Source organism: Rossellomorea sp. RS05, assembly GCF_039822645.1.
Classification (GTDB): domain Bacteria; phylum Bacillota; class Bacilli; order Bacillales; family Bacillaceae_B; genus Rossellomorea; species Rossellomorea marisflavi_B.
Genome location: NZ_JBDKWY010000001.1, coordinates 937450 through 951910, shown reverse-complemented (window position 1 = coordinate 951910; position 14461 = coordinate 937450). Strand labels below are relative to the sequence as shown.

Genomic DNA, 14461 nt, shown 5'->3' with positions numbered 1-14461 from the left:
CCGGGGATAGTAAGGAGGAATACGAATTAGGAGGAAAGAAAAATGAAAAAATTGATCCTTACGGGAGCATCGATCTTGATGATCTCTGCTGCAGCTGCTGGTTGTGCTTCTAAAAACGGCACAGATAAAGAAGGAATGAATGACAACCTTCAGAATGTAAACTATGACAACCAGGCAGAACGTGATTATAACAATGATCATATGAATGATGGAATGATGAATGATGGAAACTATTCCATCTCAGAAGATGCGGCAAATAAAGTGGCCAACCTCGATAATGTTAAGAGCGCATATGTCATGGCAACCGATCATAATGCCTATGTAGCGGCAGTCCTTGATAATGGGAAATTGAGCAAGGACCTCGAAGACAAGATCACAAAGCAAGTGAAGGAAACAAATGGAAGCATCCATAACGTCTACATTTCAACCAACCCTGCATTCGTTGATCGCATGAAGGATTATTCCGGCAAGGTGAAAAACGGTCAGCCGATCGAAGGCCTCGGAGAAGAAATCAGCGGCATGATCCGAAGCGTATTCCCGAACCGCAACCAATAAAAGAAAGAGGACCGGATGAGATTCCGGTCCTCTTTCTTTATTCATGAGACGGCGAAGAATAAGATGAACAGCGCCGCCAGTACATACATGATCGGATGAACTTGCCTGGCCTTTTTCGACGCGATCATGGCGAAGGGATACAAAACGAACCCTGCAGCAATGCCTGTCGCGACGCTTGAGGTAAGAGGCATCATGATAATGGTAAGGAAAGACGGGATGAAAACCTCAAGTTTTCCCCAGTCAATGTGTCTGACTTCTGTTGCCATCAATGCACCGACAATGATCAGTGCCGGCGCCGTCACTTCGGGCGTAATGACTGACAGGATTGGCGAAAAGAAGAGAGCAACAGCGAAACCGAGTGCGATGATCACAGAAGTGAAGCCTGTGCGTCCCCCTACGGCAACTCCCGCAGATGATTCTACAAAAGATGCCGTCGTGGAAGTACCAAAGATGGATCCTGCCACTCCAGAGGCGGAATCGGCCAGCAAGGCGCGTCCGGCATTCGGGATCTGGTTGTCTTTCATCAAACCTGCTTGACTTGCGACGGCAATCAATGCACCTGCCGTGTCGAAGAACGCTACGAAGAGGAAGGTGAAGATAACAGCGAAGATCTTCAGGGAGAAGATGTCGCCGAGATGGCTGAACACAACTCCGAACGTAGGAGACAGACTTGGTACCGCTCCAACCACGGAATGAGGCACAGCGATTTGTCCAACGACCATGCCAAGAATGGTCGTGATCACCATCCCATAGAAAATTCCTCCCTTGATGCCCTTCACGAGAAGCATCAGGGTGACGATGAAACCGAAGACAGCAAGCAGTGCCCCTGGAGAACCGAGGTTTCCTATGGATACGATGGTATCCTCATTCGCCTGGATCAGCCCGGCATTTTTAAAACCGATGAAAGCAACGAAGAAGCCAATACCCCCGGCGATAGCGAATTTCAGATCGGACGGGATGACGTTGATGATTTTTTCGCGTATTTTCATCAAGCTCAAGATCATGAAGATGATCCCGGCAATGAAGACACCGGTCAGTGCTGTTTCCCATGGAACACCCATTCCGATACAGACGGAAAACGTGAAGAAGGAGTTGAGCCCCATACTGGGTGCAATCCCAACAGGGAAGTTAGCCAGCAGTCCAATCAGGAGCGATCCCACGATAGCAGAGAGCGCAGTAGCGGTGAAAAGGGCACCTTTGTCCATGCCGGTCTGGCTTAATATAATCGGATTGACAACCAGAATATATGCCATGGATAGGAAGGTTGTAATGCCTGCCAATGTTTCTTTACGGTAGTTGGTGCCACGTTCTTCGAATTTGAAGAATGCTTTCATAATAACCCTCCTAGGATGAGAACAATAAAAAACCCCGGCCCCAGACCAGAGTTTACTCTACAAAAGGAATGTATATGAAAACATTCATCTTCTTGTAGACAAGCCATTTAGGGTAGCTGGTAGAAACGTTCAAGCCATATTCTTGAACTTATACAAGGGTTCATGTATTTTATTATAATCAGAATAGATGAATCATATCAAAATCATTCGAAACGGGTCAATATATGTGTTAAATGTTCTTTTTTTCACTCTTTTCTAAATTGATTCTTTATTCCTAAATGGTCGCTCGCCCTATACATAAGATAGGAAACAGGCTATATTTAGGGAATACGATTATTTAATACTTGTTAACGGCAGGAGGAAATACAATGTCTTCATTAAAACCGGGCGTGGTGGCGGAGCTGACAGCCGACCAGGAAATGCCATACGGATTCTTTTTAACCGATGGTGAAAATCGCGTGCTGCTTCACCACTCTGAAATGACCGAAGAACTTCAAGAAGGGGATACGGTAACTGTGTTCCTTTATCATGATAAAGAAGTAAGACTGGCTGCGACCATGCGTATCCCTAAAATCCAGGTGGGATATTACGGGTGGGCAGAAGTAGTGGATAAGCATGAGGATCTCGGTGTATTCGTCAACATCGGTCTTCCAAAGGATATCCTGGTTTCAGGTGACGATCTACCAAAATTCTTTTCACTGTGGCCAGAACCGGGAGATCAGCTGTTCATGACCCTGAACCGCGATAAGCAGGACAGGCTGTATGGCCGTCTGGCAACGGAGAACATCATTGAACAGGTGGCTAGAAGAGCGTCTTCCGAAATGAACAAGGCCAGCATCCAGGGAAGGGTTTACCGCCTCCTACGAGTGGGCACATTCTTCTTGTCGGAGCAGGGCTATCGCTGCTTCGTCCATGAAAATGAGCGTCGCGAGGAACCGCGCCTCGGTCAAATGGTCGAAGGGAGGGTCATCGATGTGAAAGAAGATGGTTCCCTTAATGTATCTTTCCTTCCATTAAAGCAGGATAAAATGTCTGATGATGCCGAGATCATCTTCGAATACCTCCTTGAACGTAACGGCTCCATGCCTTATTGGGATAAAAGCCTTCCTGAAGAGATCAAGGATCGTTTCAATATGAGTAAGGCATCATTTAAGCGGGCACTGGGCATGATGATGAAAGAAGGCAAGATCTATCAGGAAGATGGCTGGACATATTTGAAAAAAGATTGACGGAAAAAGGAGCGGCAAATTCGCGCTCCTTTTTTTACATTGACGTCCGTAGGGGGTCCAACGAAAAATGGATCCTGCATTTCCTGAGACTGGTGAAGCCCATATGAAAGGAAGGCGACCTGTATGCAATTGGTCAAAGCAAGTGTCATTGGTTCAAGAGGGACGCCCTATGCAGTGGGAGTGGACCTTGGAAATGAATTAAAAGAATCCCCCCTTTACGGTTTCCATCTGGAAAGAAGAAAGAAGTCCCGGAATTCCTATGCGACAGAAATGTCTGAGGTGAGGGATCTCTTCATGCAGTATGATCCCTCTTTATGGGAGGAAATCAACGGGTTTGCCGAAGGAATCGGTTGGTCATTGGAAGAAACGGTCCATGAATATTCAGGCTATCAGGCAGACTGGCCCGTATCTGGATGTTCGGCACTGGCAAAAGACGGGATCTATGTCCGCAACTATGATTTTCATCCGAAAACCTATGAAGGGAGGTTGCTCTTGACCCAAACAGAAGGAGCCTATTCGAGCATCGGATTTTCGGGCAGGGGGATCGGCCGTATCGACGGCCTGAATGAAGAAGGTCTCGCCCTGGGCTTTCATTTCGTCAATCGCGTGAATCCAGGGAAAGGCCTCATATGTACCACATTAGCGAGAATGGTCCTTGATACATGCGCCACAACGGAAGAAGCGGTCTCACTCCTCAGGGAACTTCCCCACCGTCAAAGCTTTAATTATTCCATCCATGACCGAAGGGGGAAATCGGCAGTTGTGGAAGCTAGCCCGAGAGGTGTGCAATCCTATCAATCCGATTTCAGTTTAGTCTGTGCCAATCATTTTCAATCCCCTGATCTTCTGGCGGAGAATCGTTTCCACATCATGGAGTCCAAAGAGCGCTTGGGGCATTTGAATGACATGATGGAAGGTCCCATTACTCTATTAGGGGGATTCGAAAGCTTTCATCATGAAGAGAGCAGGATCTTTAAAAAAGACTATGAGCAGTGGAACGGGACAATCCATACGGTAGCATTCGACTGCAGAAACCTATCGGCCGTCGTGGGCTTGGGGAGTGGATCCCGGGGTGTGGCCATCGATTTTTCAAAGTGGCTGAAGGGAGAAACGCTCCGCATAAAAAAAATCGTCGGAAAATTTCCGGCGACGGAGGTATTTCACTTCATGGAGAGGGAGAAAGAACCGGGGAGGTCGAGCGATTGATGGCGTTTCATGGTGGAGGACTTCCCCGGTCCTTATGCTTAAGGTGCACAACTCCAAGGGAACTATGCATGATCGGTTCTTCACCCTGCATGATCCGCAATAGCCTCATTCGATTATACCGTTGAATCAGGATCAGGGGCAGGTTGAACGCGATCCCGTATGCCCCCATCCACCAGCCGATCACCCCTCCGCCGAACAGGATGAAAAATGGGGAGGGGATAAGCTGGAGCCAATGGCACAGCTCTGCCCGGTTCAATTCGGCGAGGAAGCGAGTCCTCCCGCCTTGCCTGGTAAGACCGATTTCCTTCTTTGAGATACCGTTACGGAACCATCCCCCTGCATCAGGAAACCAGCTTTTCCACCTCCGCACCGCCAAGACCCTGAACCAACCGGCTCCTTCAAAATCCCTCGGTTTCAATATATGTGTAAGGCGAAGGAGGGTCCGCTCCTTCAGGCGTGAACAGCCATAAGCCGACAAGAGGTGGATGCCCACCCACGCTAAGATATAGTACAGGATCATTTCATTTTTTCGTCCTTCCCCTTATCAAGAACAATATACCGTCCTTTCCATTTAACCTTCCTCTTTAGAAACGTTTGCAGGAATGAGTGGGTGAACACAAAAAGGAAGAATAGCAGATGGACCGGAAATAGAAGAGTATCCAATAATGAAAAGTTTCCGATCATCCTGGCAATCAAATACAGTTGCAATGCGAGGATTCCATATCCTCCTATATAAACATAAGGGGCTTCCATCAACCGGTCGAAACCCTGGGCAAGCAGGGACACCATGGTGCCGATCCACACGCATGTGATCATCGTCGGAAGTGGTTGTCCCGATTTCGCTCCGGAAGCGAAGCTTTTGGACCAACCTTCAATCAGCTGTTTGATCCCGCCTTCATACATCCTCATATTGACCGCTCCTTTGCCACTCAGCGCACGTACCCTCTCTCCGCTTCCTGAAGCCTTCTTGGCGAACGAGTAATGCTCGACCACCTCCTGTCGCATGGCTTCATGACCACCTAGTCGTTCATAGCTTTCCCTTGAACAGATCATGCACTGACCGTAGCCCCCACGAGCCCTGCCCAGGAAATGAACAGAGGCCATGATGATGAGCTGGAAGAAAAGGGAGAACGGTTCATGACTGTGCTTCATCACGTGATAAGGCTGGATCGTGAGGATGCCGGAGGAATGTTGTTCTTCATATGCCTCACAAAGTTTGAGAAGTCCCGAACTCCCGAGCCATGTATCGCTATCCAAAAATATCAGGGTATCTCCACGCGCGCCCTTTGTCCCGTTCCAACATGCCCACGTTTTACCTGCCCACCCTTCAGGTGGAGGGGGTGCATCTACGATCTGTACCCCATAAGAACTTGCCACCTCTTTCGTCCTATCCGTTGATCCATCATTCACGACGATCACTTCTAAGGGGGTGGCCAGCTGTGTCGAGAGGCTTTCAAGAAGCCTGCTTATGGTGTGTTCCTCATTCCGTGCAGGTATGATGACAGAACATTTTTTCACAAGAAATGCTTTTTGGACATGGATGTCCTTCTTCAATCGGTGAACCTTTGGGAATAAGACGAACGTCAGAAGAATGGCAGTGATCCAAAGTATCATTTCATACACCTCTATCAGTCATTTTTACTGCCATTTTAGTCATGAACGCTCGTCTCCATACCTTTAGTCGATTAGATTCTGTGAAAACTGGCTAGAATGGGTAGCGGATAAACCTGATATTGAAGGAGGAAGAAGTATGAAGAGGAAAGTAGTCATTGTTGGTGGAGGCATTGCAGGGATGTCTGCGGCCATCAGATTGGCGGCGGAAGGACATGCGGTGACCATCTTGGAGAAAGGGGAAAGACTTGGTGGGAAACTCAACCAGCGGAATGGGAAAGGATTCACCTTTGACACGGGTCCATCGATCCTCACCATGCCGTGGGTCTTGGAGAAGGTGTTTTCCCATGCGGATCGTGATGTGCATGATTATATTGAAATCGTCAGGGTCGATCCGGGCTGGAGGACATTTTTTGAAGATGGGAAGGTCATCGATTTGTCAGCGGATCTGCCCACCCTGCTTGTTGAGATCAAAAAGCAGTCCCCTGATGATGCCCAGCAGCTGTTTCAATACCTCTCCTATGGCAGTAAGATGTATGAGTTAACAATGAAAAGCTTCTACAAAAAAAGCATCAGCGGTCTTCAGGATCTGCGGATGATGCACGGGGTGAAGGAACTTCTCCAGATGGATCCCATGAAGTCGATGGATGCCGCCACCCGCAAGTTCATCAAGGATAAACACCTGAGGCAGCTGTTCAATTTCTTGATCATGTATGTAGGGTCATCTCCGTACCAATCCCCTGCAATCATGTCTCAATTGACTCACGTTCAATTGGGGATCGGTGTTCATTACGTCAAAGGCGGGATGTATAAAATCGCAGAAGCGATGGAGAAACTTCTCGGTGAGCTTGGTGTCGACGTGAGGCTTCGTTGTGAGGTGGAGGATATCGTGACGACGGGTAGCCGAGCAGAGGGTGTACGGACGAAGCTTGGTGAGGTGGTTCCTGCAGATCTCGTCATATCCAATCTCGAGGCGATCCCAGCCTATCAGTCACTTCTCGGTGAGCTGCCTGAAGCGAAAACGGAAGTGGAGGAGCTGAGCAAGTATGCACCATCCGTATCCGGCCTGGTGATGCTCCTTGGCGTAGACAAGACGTATGACCATCTCTCTCATCATAACTTCTTCTTCAGTGAAGACCCGAAGAAAGAATTTCATCAGATCTTCGAAGAAAAGAAAATGGCGGATGATCCTACGGTCTATATCGGGATTTCCTCAAAAACGGATCCTTCTCAGGCACCTGTGGGAAAAGAGAATCTATTCATCCTCACACATGTACCTCCATTGAAAAAAGGAGAAGACTGGAGCCGGCATGAAGAAGCATACAGGGAAGTGATCCTGAACAAGCTGGAGCGCATGGGTGTAGAAGGGCTCAGGGAGCATATCGAGTTTGAATACACCTTTACACCGAATGATATTCAGAAGCTTTACGGGTCGAATGGCGGTTCGATCTATGGAACGGTGACGGATCGAAAATTAAATGGAGGCTTCAAGGTTCCGAATAAAAGCCGGATCTTGTCCAATGTATATTTTGTGGGGGGATCGACCCATCCAGGTGGAGGGGTCCCGATGGTTTCATTGTCAGGACAACTGACAGCAGAGCTGATCCTCGAGGAACAAGCGAAAGCCGGAAGAGCCACTGGATAATAAAATGCCGCGTGGATGTTTACACCCACGCGGCATTTTTGTGATCATTCTTTCCAGTTTTCCTCGATGAATTCGTCCCTTCCGGACTTGGCTCGGTCTTCCTTGTATTCATCGGGATTTGTTTTATAGAAGTCCTGGTGATAATCTTCAGCAGGATAAAAAGTGGAAGCAGGGAGAATCGCCGTCACGATGGGTTTTTTAAACCGGCCGCTTTCTTCGATCTCTTTTTTTGTGGCTTCTGCTGCAATCCGCTGATCTTCATCATGATAAAAGATGGCCGTGCGGTATTGGTCACCACGGTCCTGGAATTGACCGCCATCATCCGTTGGATCGATTTGTGGCCAATATAACTCCAGCAGCCGTTCGTATGGGAAGAGGTCGGGATCATATGTGATCTGAACCGCTTCATAGTGACCGCTGTTTCCTTCCTTCACTTCTTTGTAAGCCGGGTCCTTGACGTGCCCCCCCGTGTAGCCGGAAACGATTCCGTGTATACCCGGAAGCTCATCAAAAGGCTTCACCATGCACCAGAAGCATCCTCCTGCGAATGTTGCCAAATGTGTATGTGCACCCATCAATTCGTCCTCCAATTCATAGTAGTTGTCAAGATTTCGTATTTTCAGGAAGAGATTGAATCTCCTTTATCGCCCAGTCACACCAATCGACATACATTTGCGCGTACCTGATTCCATACTCCGCAGTCAAATATTCTCCAAACTGCTCATACCCGGGCTTTTTGCCTTGAAACGTCTGTTCCTTCCACTGCCCGGTCCCGGTGACCACCATTTCGTTATGCGCCTTCATCCGATGAAGGAGAGAGATGGCTTCTTCTTTTGAAATAACGTGAAAGGCAGAAGTCTTGATCAGGAACTCATCCTTGATCTTGGCTGGTTTGCTCTTGGTATGGATCATCCATTCGATCAGGTGGCGTTCTCCATCAGGGGTAATGGTGTATACCTTCTTATTGGGGCTGCCTTCCTGATAGACGATATCATGAGTGGTCAGATGTTCTTCTTCCATCTTCCCGAGTTCCTTGTAAACTTGGGAGTGGGTAGAGCTCCAATAGTAGATTTGTTGTGTTTTGAATGTATGGAACAGGTCATAGCCCGTCTGAGGTTGCTTGGCCAATAAACCGAGCAGTGCATATCGAATTGACATAAAAAAAACTCCTTATCATGTTGAAGCGCTGGGCCGATGAATCTCTCAATATGGTCCATTATATCATGAATGGATTCTCAAAGCCCTTAGAAGACGGCATTCGACATGCTGGATGTGAAAAAAGATTCACTATCCTTGTAAACTTGTGTATAATTCTGAGTGGATAATCTTACATAACGATCATGGGTGAGGCGCTTGACGCCTCATAATAGGGAAGCCGGTTCAACTCCGGCGCGGTCCCGCCACTGTAAATGGGTTTGCTCCTTCAACGCCACTGTTTCTGAGAAATGGGAAGGCGAGGGAGCGCATACTCATGAGCCAGGAGACCTGCCCATGTTCTGATCACACCGTCTACGCGGATAGAAGGGTGTACGGTGCTTGATGCATTTTACACTAACATCCCTGTTGCAGGGATGTTTTTCTTTCGCCTGGAACGAATAAGGAGGAGAAACGATTGAAACATTCAATCAAGATCGTATTAGCCCTGTTCCTAGCGCTTGGATTATTGACAGCATGTGGAACGACAGACAACAAAGCAGAGGAAAAAACCTCTGAAAAAAGCAGTGAATCAGCATCCAAACCCGTCACGGTAGAGGATGCACTCGGGGATGATATCACCCTTGAGAAAGCACCCGAAAAGATTGTCACCCTGATCCCAAGTAATACGGAGATCCTTTTTGAATTGGGGCTCGGAGACAGCGTCGTCGGAGTGACCGATTTTGATAACTATCCGGAAGAAGCGGCAGATATCGAGAAGATCGGTGGAATGGAATTCAACGTCGAGAAGATCGTAGGGATGAAACCGGACCTGGTCCTTGCCCATGAATCCACGGCTGTATCAGCAAAAGCCGGTCTTGATCAAATCAGGGATTCTGGTATTCCTGTATATGTCGTACGTGATGCGTCGAGCTTTGATAAAGTTTATACAACAATCGAGAATATCGGGAAGCTTGTCGGGAAGAATGAAGAGGCGGAAAAGGTCGTTTCAGACATGAAAGACGGGATCGACTCGATTAAAGAAAAAACCGCTTCTGTAAAAGAGAAGAAAAGCGTATATGTGGAAGTGTCCGGAGAGCCTGAAATCTATTCCACCGGGAAGAATACCTTTGTGGATGAAATGCTTGCGACCATCAATGCCGATAATGTAATGGGAGATCAAGAAGGCTGGATCAAAGTGAGTGAAGAAGACGTACTCGCAAAAAATCCTGACGTCATCATTACGACTTACGGTGAGCAAGCCGTCCAACAAGTCCTAGACCGCAGCGCATGGAAGGACGTACAAGCCGTCAAGGATAAAGAAGTGCATGATGTGAACACCGATCTTGTGACCCGTTCAGGTCCGAGGATCGTAGAAGGAGTAGAGGAAATTGCCAAAGCGGTCTATCCGGAGCTATTCAACGAATAAAATTTGGATCAGTTACGCTACGTCATTTTCATTCCTTATCATTTCTATTTTGGTCGCCATCTCGGTCGGTACAATCCGCGTCCCGTTCTTGGATATCATCCAGATCATCGGGGCGAAAATGGTTGGTCGTGATGTACCACCTGAGGTAGATCAGATGTTCATTAATATCGTTTATTCCATCAGGCTTCCAAGAGTCCTGCTGGCTCTGATTGTAGGAAGCTCCCTTGCTGTTGCGGGAGCTTCTTTTCAAGGTCTCTTGCGGAATCCCCTTGCCGATCCATACACTTTGGGCGTTTCTTCCGGAGCATCAGTGGGGGCAGTGGTCACGCTCTTTTTCCATTTGACAATCCCGTTCATCGGCCCATTCACCCTCCCATTTCTAAGCATCCTGTTTTCAATCGCGACCATCTTTATCGTCTTATGGTTTGCTCAAAAGGTCGAAAGGACGATGAAGGTGGAGACCATCATCCTCACGGGCATCATCTTCAGTTCGTTCCTGGGATCATTCATCTCCCTTATGATTGCTCTCACAGGGGAGGAATTGAGACAAATCATCGGATGGCTACTCGGAAGCGTGTCCATGAGAGGCTGGGAGTATGTGGGGATCGTTCTGCCATTCTTCGTGGTCGGCGTCCTTTTGCTGCTGCTCAATGCCAAAGAGTTGAACGGGATGAGTTTCGGGGAGGATCAGGCACGCTACATCGGGATTTCGGTCCAGAAAAGGAAGCTCTTGATCCTCATTTCCGGAAGCATCCTCACAGGGGCGGCTGTAGCCGTTTCCGGTACGATAGGGTTTGTCGGCTTGGTGGTGCCTCATTTCCTTCGCAGGATTGTCGGTCATGACCATGTTCATCTCCTACCATTATCCGTCCTTACGGGTGGAGGTTTCCTCGTGCTGGCTGATCTTGTATCGAGGACCATCATCGCCCCGACTGAGCTGCCGATCGGAGTCATCACTTCTCTTGTGGGGGCCCCGATATTTGCTTATATTCTTCTGAAGAAAAGGAGGGCGTCCATATGATGAAGGCAGACCGCGTATCGGTCGGATATGAAGGAAGAAAGGTCGTCGACGATATCAGCTTCTCCATCGGGGAATCAGAATTCTTTGGTATACTCGGCCCTAATGGTAGCGGTAAGACGACGCTATTGAAAGCCATGACGGGTCTTCTTCCGTTGCTGGACGGGAAAATCGAGATTGCCGGAAAATCCATCGATGCATACAACGCCAAGGAACTTGCCCGAACGGTAGCCGTCCTTCCCCAGCTTTCGGGAGACACTTTTTCTTACCAGGTGAAGGAAACCGTAATGCTTGGCCGGTATGCCCATCAAAAAGGCTTTCTCAAGACGGTTTCCGAATATGACGAAGAAGTGGTGGGGCGCGTCATGGATCAGACAGGGGTTGGGGTGTTCAAGGACAAATACCTTCATGAGCTCTCTGGGGGGGAACGGCAGCGGGTCTTCCTTGCACAAGCCCTTGCTCAGGAGCCAAAATTATTGCTCCTGGATGAGCCCACCAATCATCTTGATCTATCCTATCAGAAATCCCTGCTCGACCTCATTAAGAAGCAAACCCATGAAGATGGTCTGACGGTGATCTCCATCTTCCACGATCTTAATCTGGCCAGTCTTTACTGTGACCGGCTTTTATTGCTTGAAGAGGGTAAAACGAAAACCATCCATCTTCCTGAAGAAGTGCTTAAAGAAGAAAACATTGAATCCGTATACCGCACGAAGGTGCAAAAGCAAGCCCACCCGAGTGTGGCCAAACCTCAAATGATGATCATCCCCGAGGCAGAAGCAGCTGCCCATGCCAAGATGGGGCCGCATCATCTCTCCATAGGAGAAAATGTGATTCATTATGCAGCCCCAGCCCACTTGAAATGCATGTCTTCAGGAGTGAGCGGGGCAGGCATCGGTTGGTATGCCGATTTTGTCAATCGGAGGGTCTCACCGACTTATGACCATGTGGATTATGCAGGGGACATGCGCAGGTTCATTCAAGAACATGCTCTCGAACCGTCACGTACCGTCGGCATGATGACAGCATTGGACCTGTCACTGGCAGCCCATGGACGATACGAAGATGGGGATAAGGCGGTGTTCGTCGTCGTCACGGCAGGTACGGGTAACGCCATTGATGTTTCGACCAGCTATCTCCACCCGTCCGACCAGGCTCCCGGTACCATCAACCTGTGGGTTTTCATTGAAGGGAATCTGACCGATGAAGCGTTTATTGAAGCGTTGGTAACATCCACGGAAGCAAAAGTCAAAGCCCTCCTTGATGAAGGGATAACGGATCCGCGGACAGGTGGAAGTGCAACGGGGACACCGACGGACAGCATCCTCATCGCTTCTACCCAAAACGGGGAGAAGGATCCGTTCGCAGGCCCTGTAACGAAAATCGGGAAACTCATTGGCCGGGGGGTCCATGAGGTGACCAGGCAGGCAGTCCAAAACTATAAAAACCATAAAAGAGGGGAAGAGAAGTGAATGGTATTTGCTGTGGTCGACACGCTATTTGACTGGAGGGACTTCGTATGAATAAGCATGCCATCTTTATTTTGCTTGTGCTGCTGGCAATTCCTGCAGGACTAATGGATATCCACCTTATGGGTATACATTTGACCCTCATCAGTCTGCCGCCACTCCTTGCCGCATCCTTCCTTGGTACATACAGAGGGGTCCTGGTCGCAATCGTCGGAGGTATGAGCCTCCTGGCTATGAATGGTCCTGTGCCTTCATCGTTCACACATATCGCCTTTTTATTGGGAGCCGTATGGCTGTTTGGGGGTATCTTCAGCAAATGGAGAGCTGAAGTAGCGGCAGTAGTTTTCTTGAGCGTTTACGGCTTACTCTGTCCGTTGATCATGCAATCCATCGAAAGCCGCCCTTCTTTTGCGATGTTTTGTCTATCCGCCGTCCTCAATCTGACCATCGCTCATTTTGTGTATGGTTTCTTCAAAAGAAAATCATGAGCCTTCTGCCCTCTGTCACAAGTTGTACACAACCAACGTGCGCGCTTTCAAAACAAAGAATGCCGGCTGGAAGGGTATGAATTCCTGAAGAAAAAGTACTAATATCATACTTACTTTTCCAATTCTTTATGATAGAATAGGAGTTCGACTGAACATTTTGGTGGGGAAATCTGCTAGAGTATCCATTAACTAAGGATTGTAGATTTGAATCTCCTATATTATCATTCAGACATCCAGCATCTGTAATTGAAAGTCACAAAAGTAGGTGAGGAAATGGATTCGCGAATCAATCGCAAAACGAAGAAGAAAAAACGCGGAAGAAAGATCATATTATTTTTACTGATCATCATCCTAGCCGTCGTTGGATACTCAGCTGTACAGTTCTACAGTGGATATAAAGCGGCCGGCGGAGATCAAATAGACGAGAATTACGAGTTCAATGGCGTAAAAGACGAGAATGGCCGGATCAATATCCTATTGCTCGGCGTTGACAGCAGGGGTGAAGAAAAGTCCCGCACTGATTCCATGATGATCGCTCAAGTCGATCCGAAAACCAATGAAACAAAAATCGTGTCCCTGATGAGGGATATGTACGTACAGATACCTGGGTATAAGGGGTACAAGCTGAATACGGCGTTCTATCTTGGAGGGCCGGAACTTCTCCGACAGACCATCAAAGAAAACTTCGGAATCGACGTTCAATATTATATGGTTGCAGATTTCAAAGGATTTGAGAAATCGGTTGATATCCTTGCACCGGATGGGATCGAGATGAATGTCGAGCATGCCATGTCCAAAAACATCGGTGTGTCACTTGAACCGGGCGTCCAGAAATTGAATGGCAAGGAGCTGCTTGGCTATGCCAGGTTCCGCTATGATGCTAAATCGGATTTCGGACGGGTGGAGCGTCAGCAGGAAGTCATTTCAGCACTGAAGGATGAAGTCCTTTCCGTCGGGGGAGTGACCAAACTTCCTAAACTTGCTGGGTCTGTACAGCCATATATCCAAACGAATATGTCCAAAATGGATCAGATTTCGATTGTCAAAGATGTGGTGATGGGCAGTGACAAAGAGATAGACAAACTCACACTTCCTCTCGAAGGCACTTATACGTTCGCGGATTATAGCGGAGTCGGGAATGTGATGGAGGTCAATTTCGAAACGAATTCAAAAGCGCTTCAAGACTTCCTTAATGGGAAAAGTTCTGACGAAGTGAAAGCACAATAATGACAAAGGACTAGCCTGAGGGCTGGTCCTTTTGTCGTTCAGGCCCACATGCAATTCGATAGGAAAACCCTAATCAGAATCATTTCATTCGGGTTTTCGTGGATTAAAGGAATCGT

Annotated in this window: 14 protein-coding genes and 2 riboswitches; of the genes, 9 read left to right on the top strand and 5 right to left on the bottom strand. The window is 48.1% G+C overall.

Going from position 1 to position 14461, the window contains the following annotated elements:
- Positions 1–42 precede the first annotated feature (42 nt).
- A complete protein-coding gene (locus ABJ225_RS04890) occupies positions 43–555 on the top strand; it encodes a YhcN/YlaJ family sporulation lipoprotein (protein ID WP_218247618.1) in 513 nt (170 codons plus the stop codon).
- A 41-nt stretch (positions 556–596) separates the two neighbouring features.
- On the opposite strand, the gene ABJ225_RS04885 is transcribed toward ABJ225_RS04890, so the two are convergent.
- Positions 597–1889, bottom strand: a complete 1293-nt coding sequence (locus tag ABJ225_RS04885; RefSeq protein WP_079516177.1) for an NCS2 family permease — start codon at positions 1887–1889, stop codon at positions 597–599.
- A 75-nt stretch (positions 1890–1964) separates the two neighbouring features.
- Positions 1965–2065, bottom strand: a riboswitch (purine riboswitch).
- Positions 2066–2257: 192 nt separating this feature from the next.
- Between ABJ225_RS04885 and ABJ225_RS04880 the strand changes: the two genes are divergently transcribed.
- Positions 2258–3118 carry a CvfB family protein gene (locus ABJ225_RS04880; RefSeq protein ID WP_056536197.1) on the top strand — a complete coding sequence of 287 codons (861 nt, stop codon included), beginning with the start codon at positions 2258–2260 and terminating at the stop codon, positions 3116–3118.
- Between the two features lie 123 nt (positions 3119–3241).
- Positions 3242–4324, top strand: a complete 1083-nt coding sequence (locus ABJ225_RS04875; RefSeq protein ID WP_347318776.1) for a C45 family autoproteolytic acyltransferase/hydrolase — start codon at positions 3242–3244, stop codon at positions 4322–4324.
- A 7-nt stretch (positions 4325–4331) separates the two neighbouring features.
- Here ABJ225_RS04875 and ABJ225_RS04870 read toward each other — a convergent pair whose 3' ends face one another.
- On the bottom strand, positions 4332–4844 hold the full coding sequence (locus ABJ225_RS04870) for a glycosyl-4,4'-diaponeurosporenoate acyltransferase CrtO family protein (RefSeq protein ID WP_347318774.1): 513 nt from the start codon (positions 4842–4844) through the stop codon (positions 4332–4334).
- Positions 4841–5938, bottom strand: coding sequence for a glycosyltransferase family 2 protein (locus tag ABJ225_RS04865; protein WP_218247621.1), 1098 nt, complete (start codon positions 5936–5938; stop codon positions 4841–4843). Before ABJ225_RS04865 ends, ABJ225_RS04870 begins: the two co-directional genes overlap by 4 nt.
- Before the next feature lie 136 nt (positions 5939–6074).
- Here ABJ225_RS04865 and ABJ225_RS04860 point away from each other — a divergent pair, with 136 nt between their 5' ends.
- Positions 6075–7580, top strand: coding sequence for a phytoene desaturase family protein (locus ABJ225_RS04860; protein ID WP_347318772.1), 1506 nt, complete (start codon positions 6075–6077; stop codon positions 7578–7580).
- A gap of 44 nt (positions 7581–7624) precedes the next feature.
- Here the strand turns inward: ABJ225_RS04860 and msrA are convergent, their stop codons facing one another.
- Positions 7625–8155: a peptide-methionine (S)-S-oxide reductase MsrA gene (gene msrA / locus ABJ225_RS04855; protein ID WP_148984325.1), complete on the bottom strand. Its 531-nt coding sequence runs from the start codon at positions 8153–8155 to the stop codon at positions 7625–7627.
- Positions 8156–8183: 28 nt separating this feature from the next.
- On the bottom strand, positions 8184–8738 hold the full coding sequence (locus ABJ225_RS04850) for a PadR family transcriptional regulator (protein WP_347318770.1): 555 nt from the start codon (positions 8736–8738) through the stop codon (positions 8184–8186).
- Positions 8739–8905: 167 nt separating this feature from the next.
- Positions 8906–9087: riboswitch (cobalamin riboswitch) on the top strand.
- Positions 9088–9192: 105 nt separating this feature from the next.
- Here ABJ225_RS04850 and ABJ225_RS04845 point away from each other — a divergent pair.
- The 5 genes from ABJ225_RS04845 (at position 9193) to ABJ225_RS04825 (ending at position 14345) form a co-directional block, all read left to right on the top strand.
- Entirely contained in the window at positions 9193–10143 is a 951-nt protein-coding gene (locus ABJ225_RS04845; protein ID WP_056536214.1) for an ABC transporter substrate-binding protein, read from the top strand.
- Positions 10106–11164, top strand: a complete 1059-nt coding sequence (locus tag ABJ225_RS04840) for a FecCD family ABC transporter permease (protein ID WP_347318768.1) — start codon at positions 10106–10108, stop codon at positions 11162–11164. Before ABJ225_RS04845 ends, ABJ225_RS04840 begins: the two co-directional genes overlap by 38 nt.
- Entirely contained in the window at positions 11161–12633 is a 1473-nt protein-coding gene (locus tag ABJ225_RS04835; protein WP_347318766.1) for an adenosylcobinamide amidohydrolase, read from the top strand. Before ABJ225_RS04840 ends, ABJ225_RS04835 begins: the two co-directional genes overlap by 4 nt.
- A 47-nt stretch (positions 12634–12680) precedes the next feature.
- Positions 12681–13118 carry a hypothetical protein gene (locus ABJ225_RS04830; protein ID WP_347318764.1) on the top strand — a complete coding sequence of 146 codons (438 nt, stop codon included), beginning with the start codon at positions 12681–12683 and terminating at the stop codon, positions 13116–13118.
- A 273-nt stretch (positions 13119–13391) separates the two neighbouring features.
- A complete protein-coding gene (locus ABJ225_RS04825) occupies positions 13392–14345 on the top strand; it encodes an LCP family protein (RefSeq protein ID WP_347318762.1) in 954 nt (317 codons plus the stop codon).
- The last annotated feature ends 116 nt before the right edge of the window (positions 14346–14461 follow it).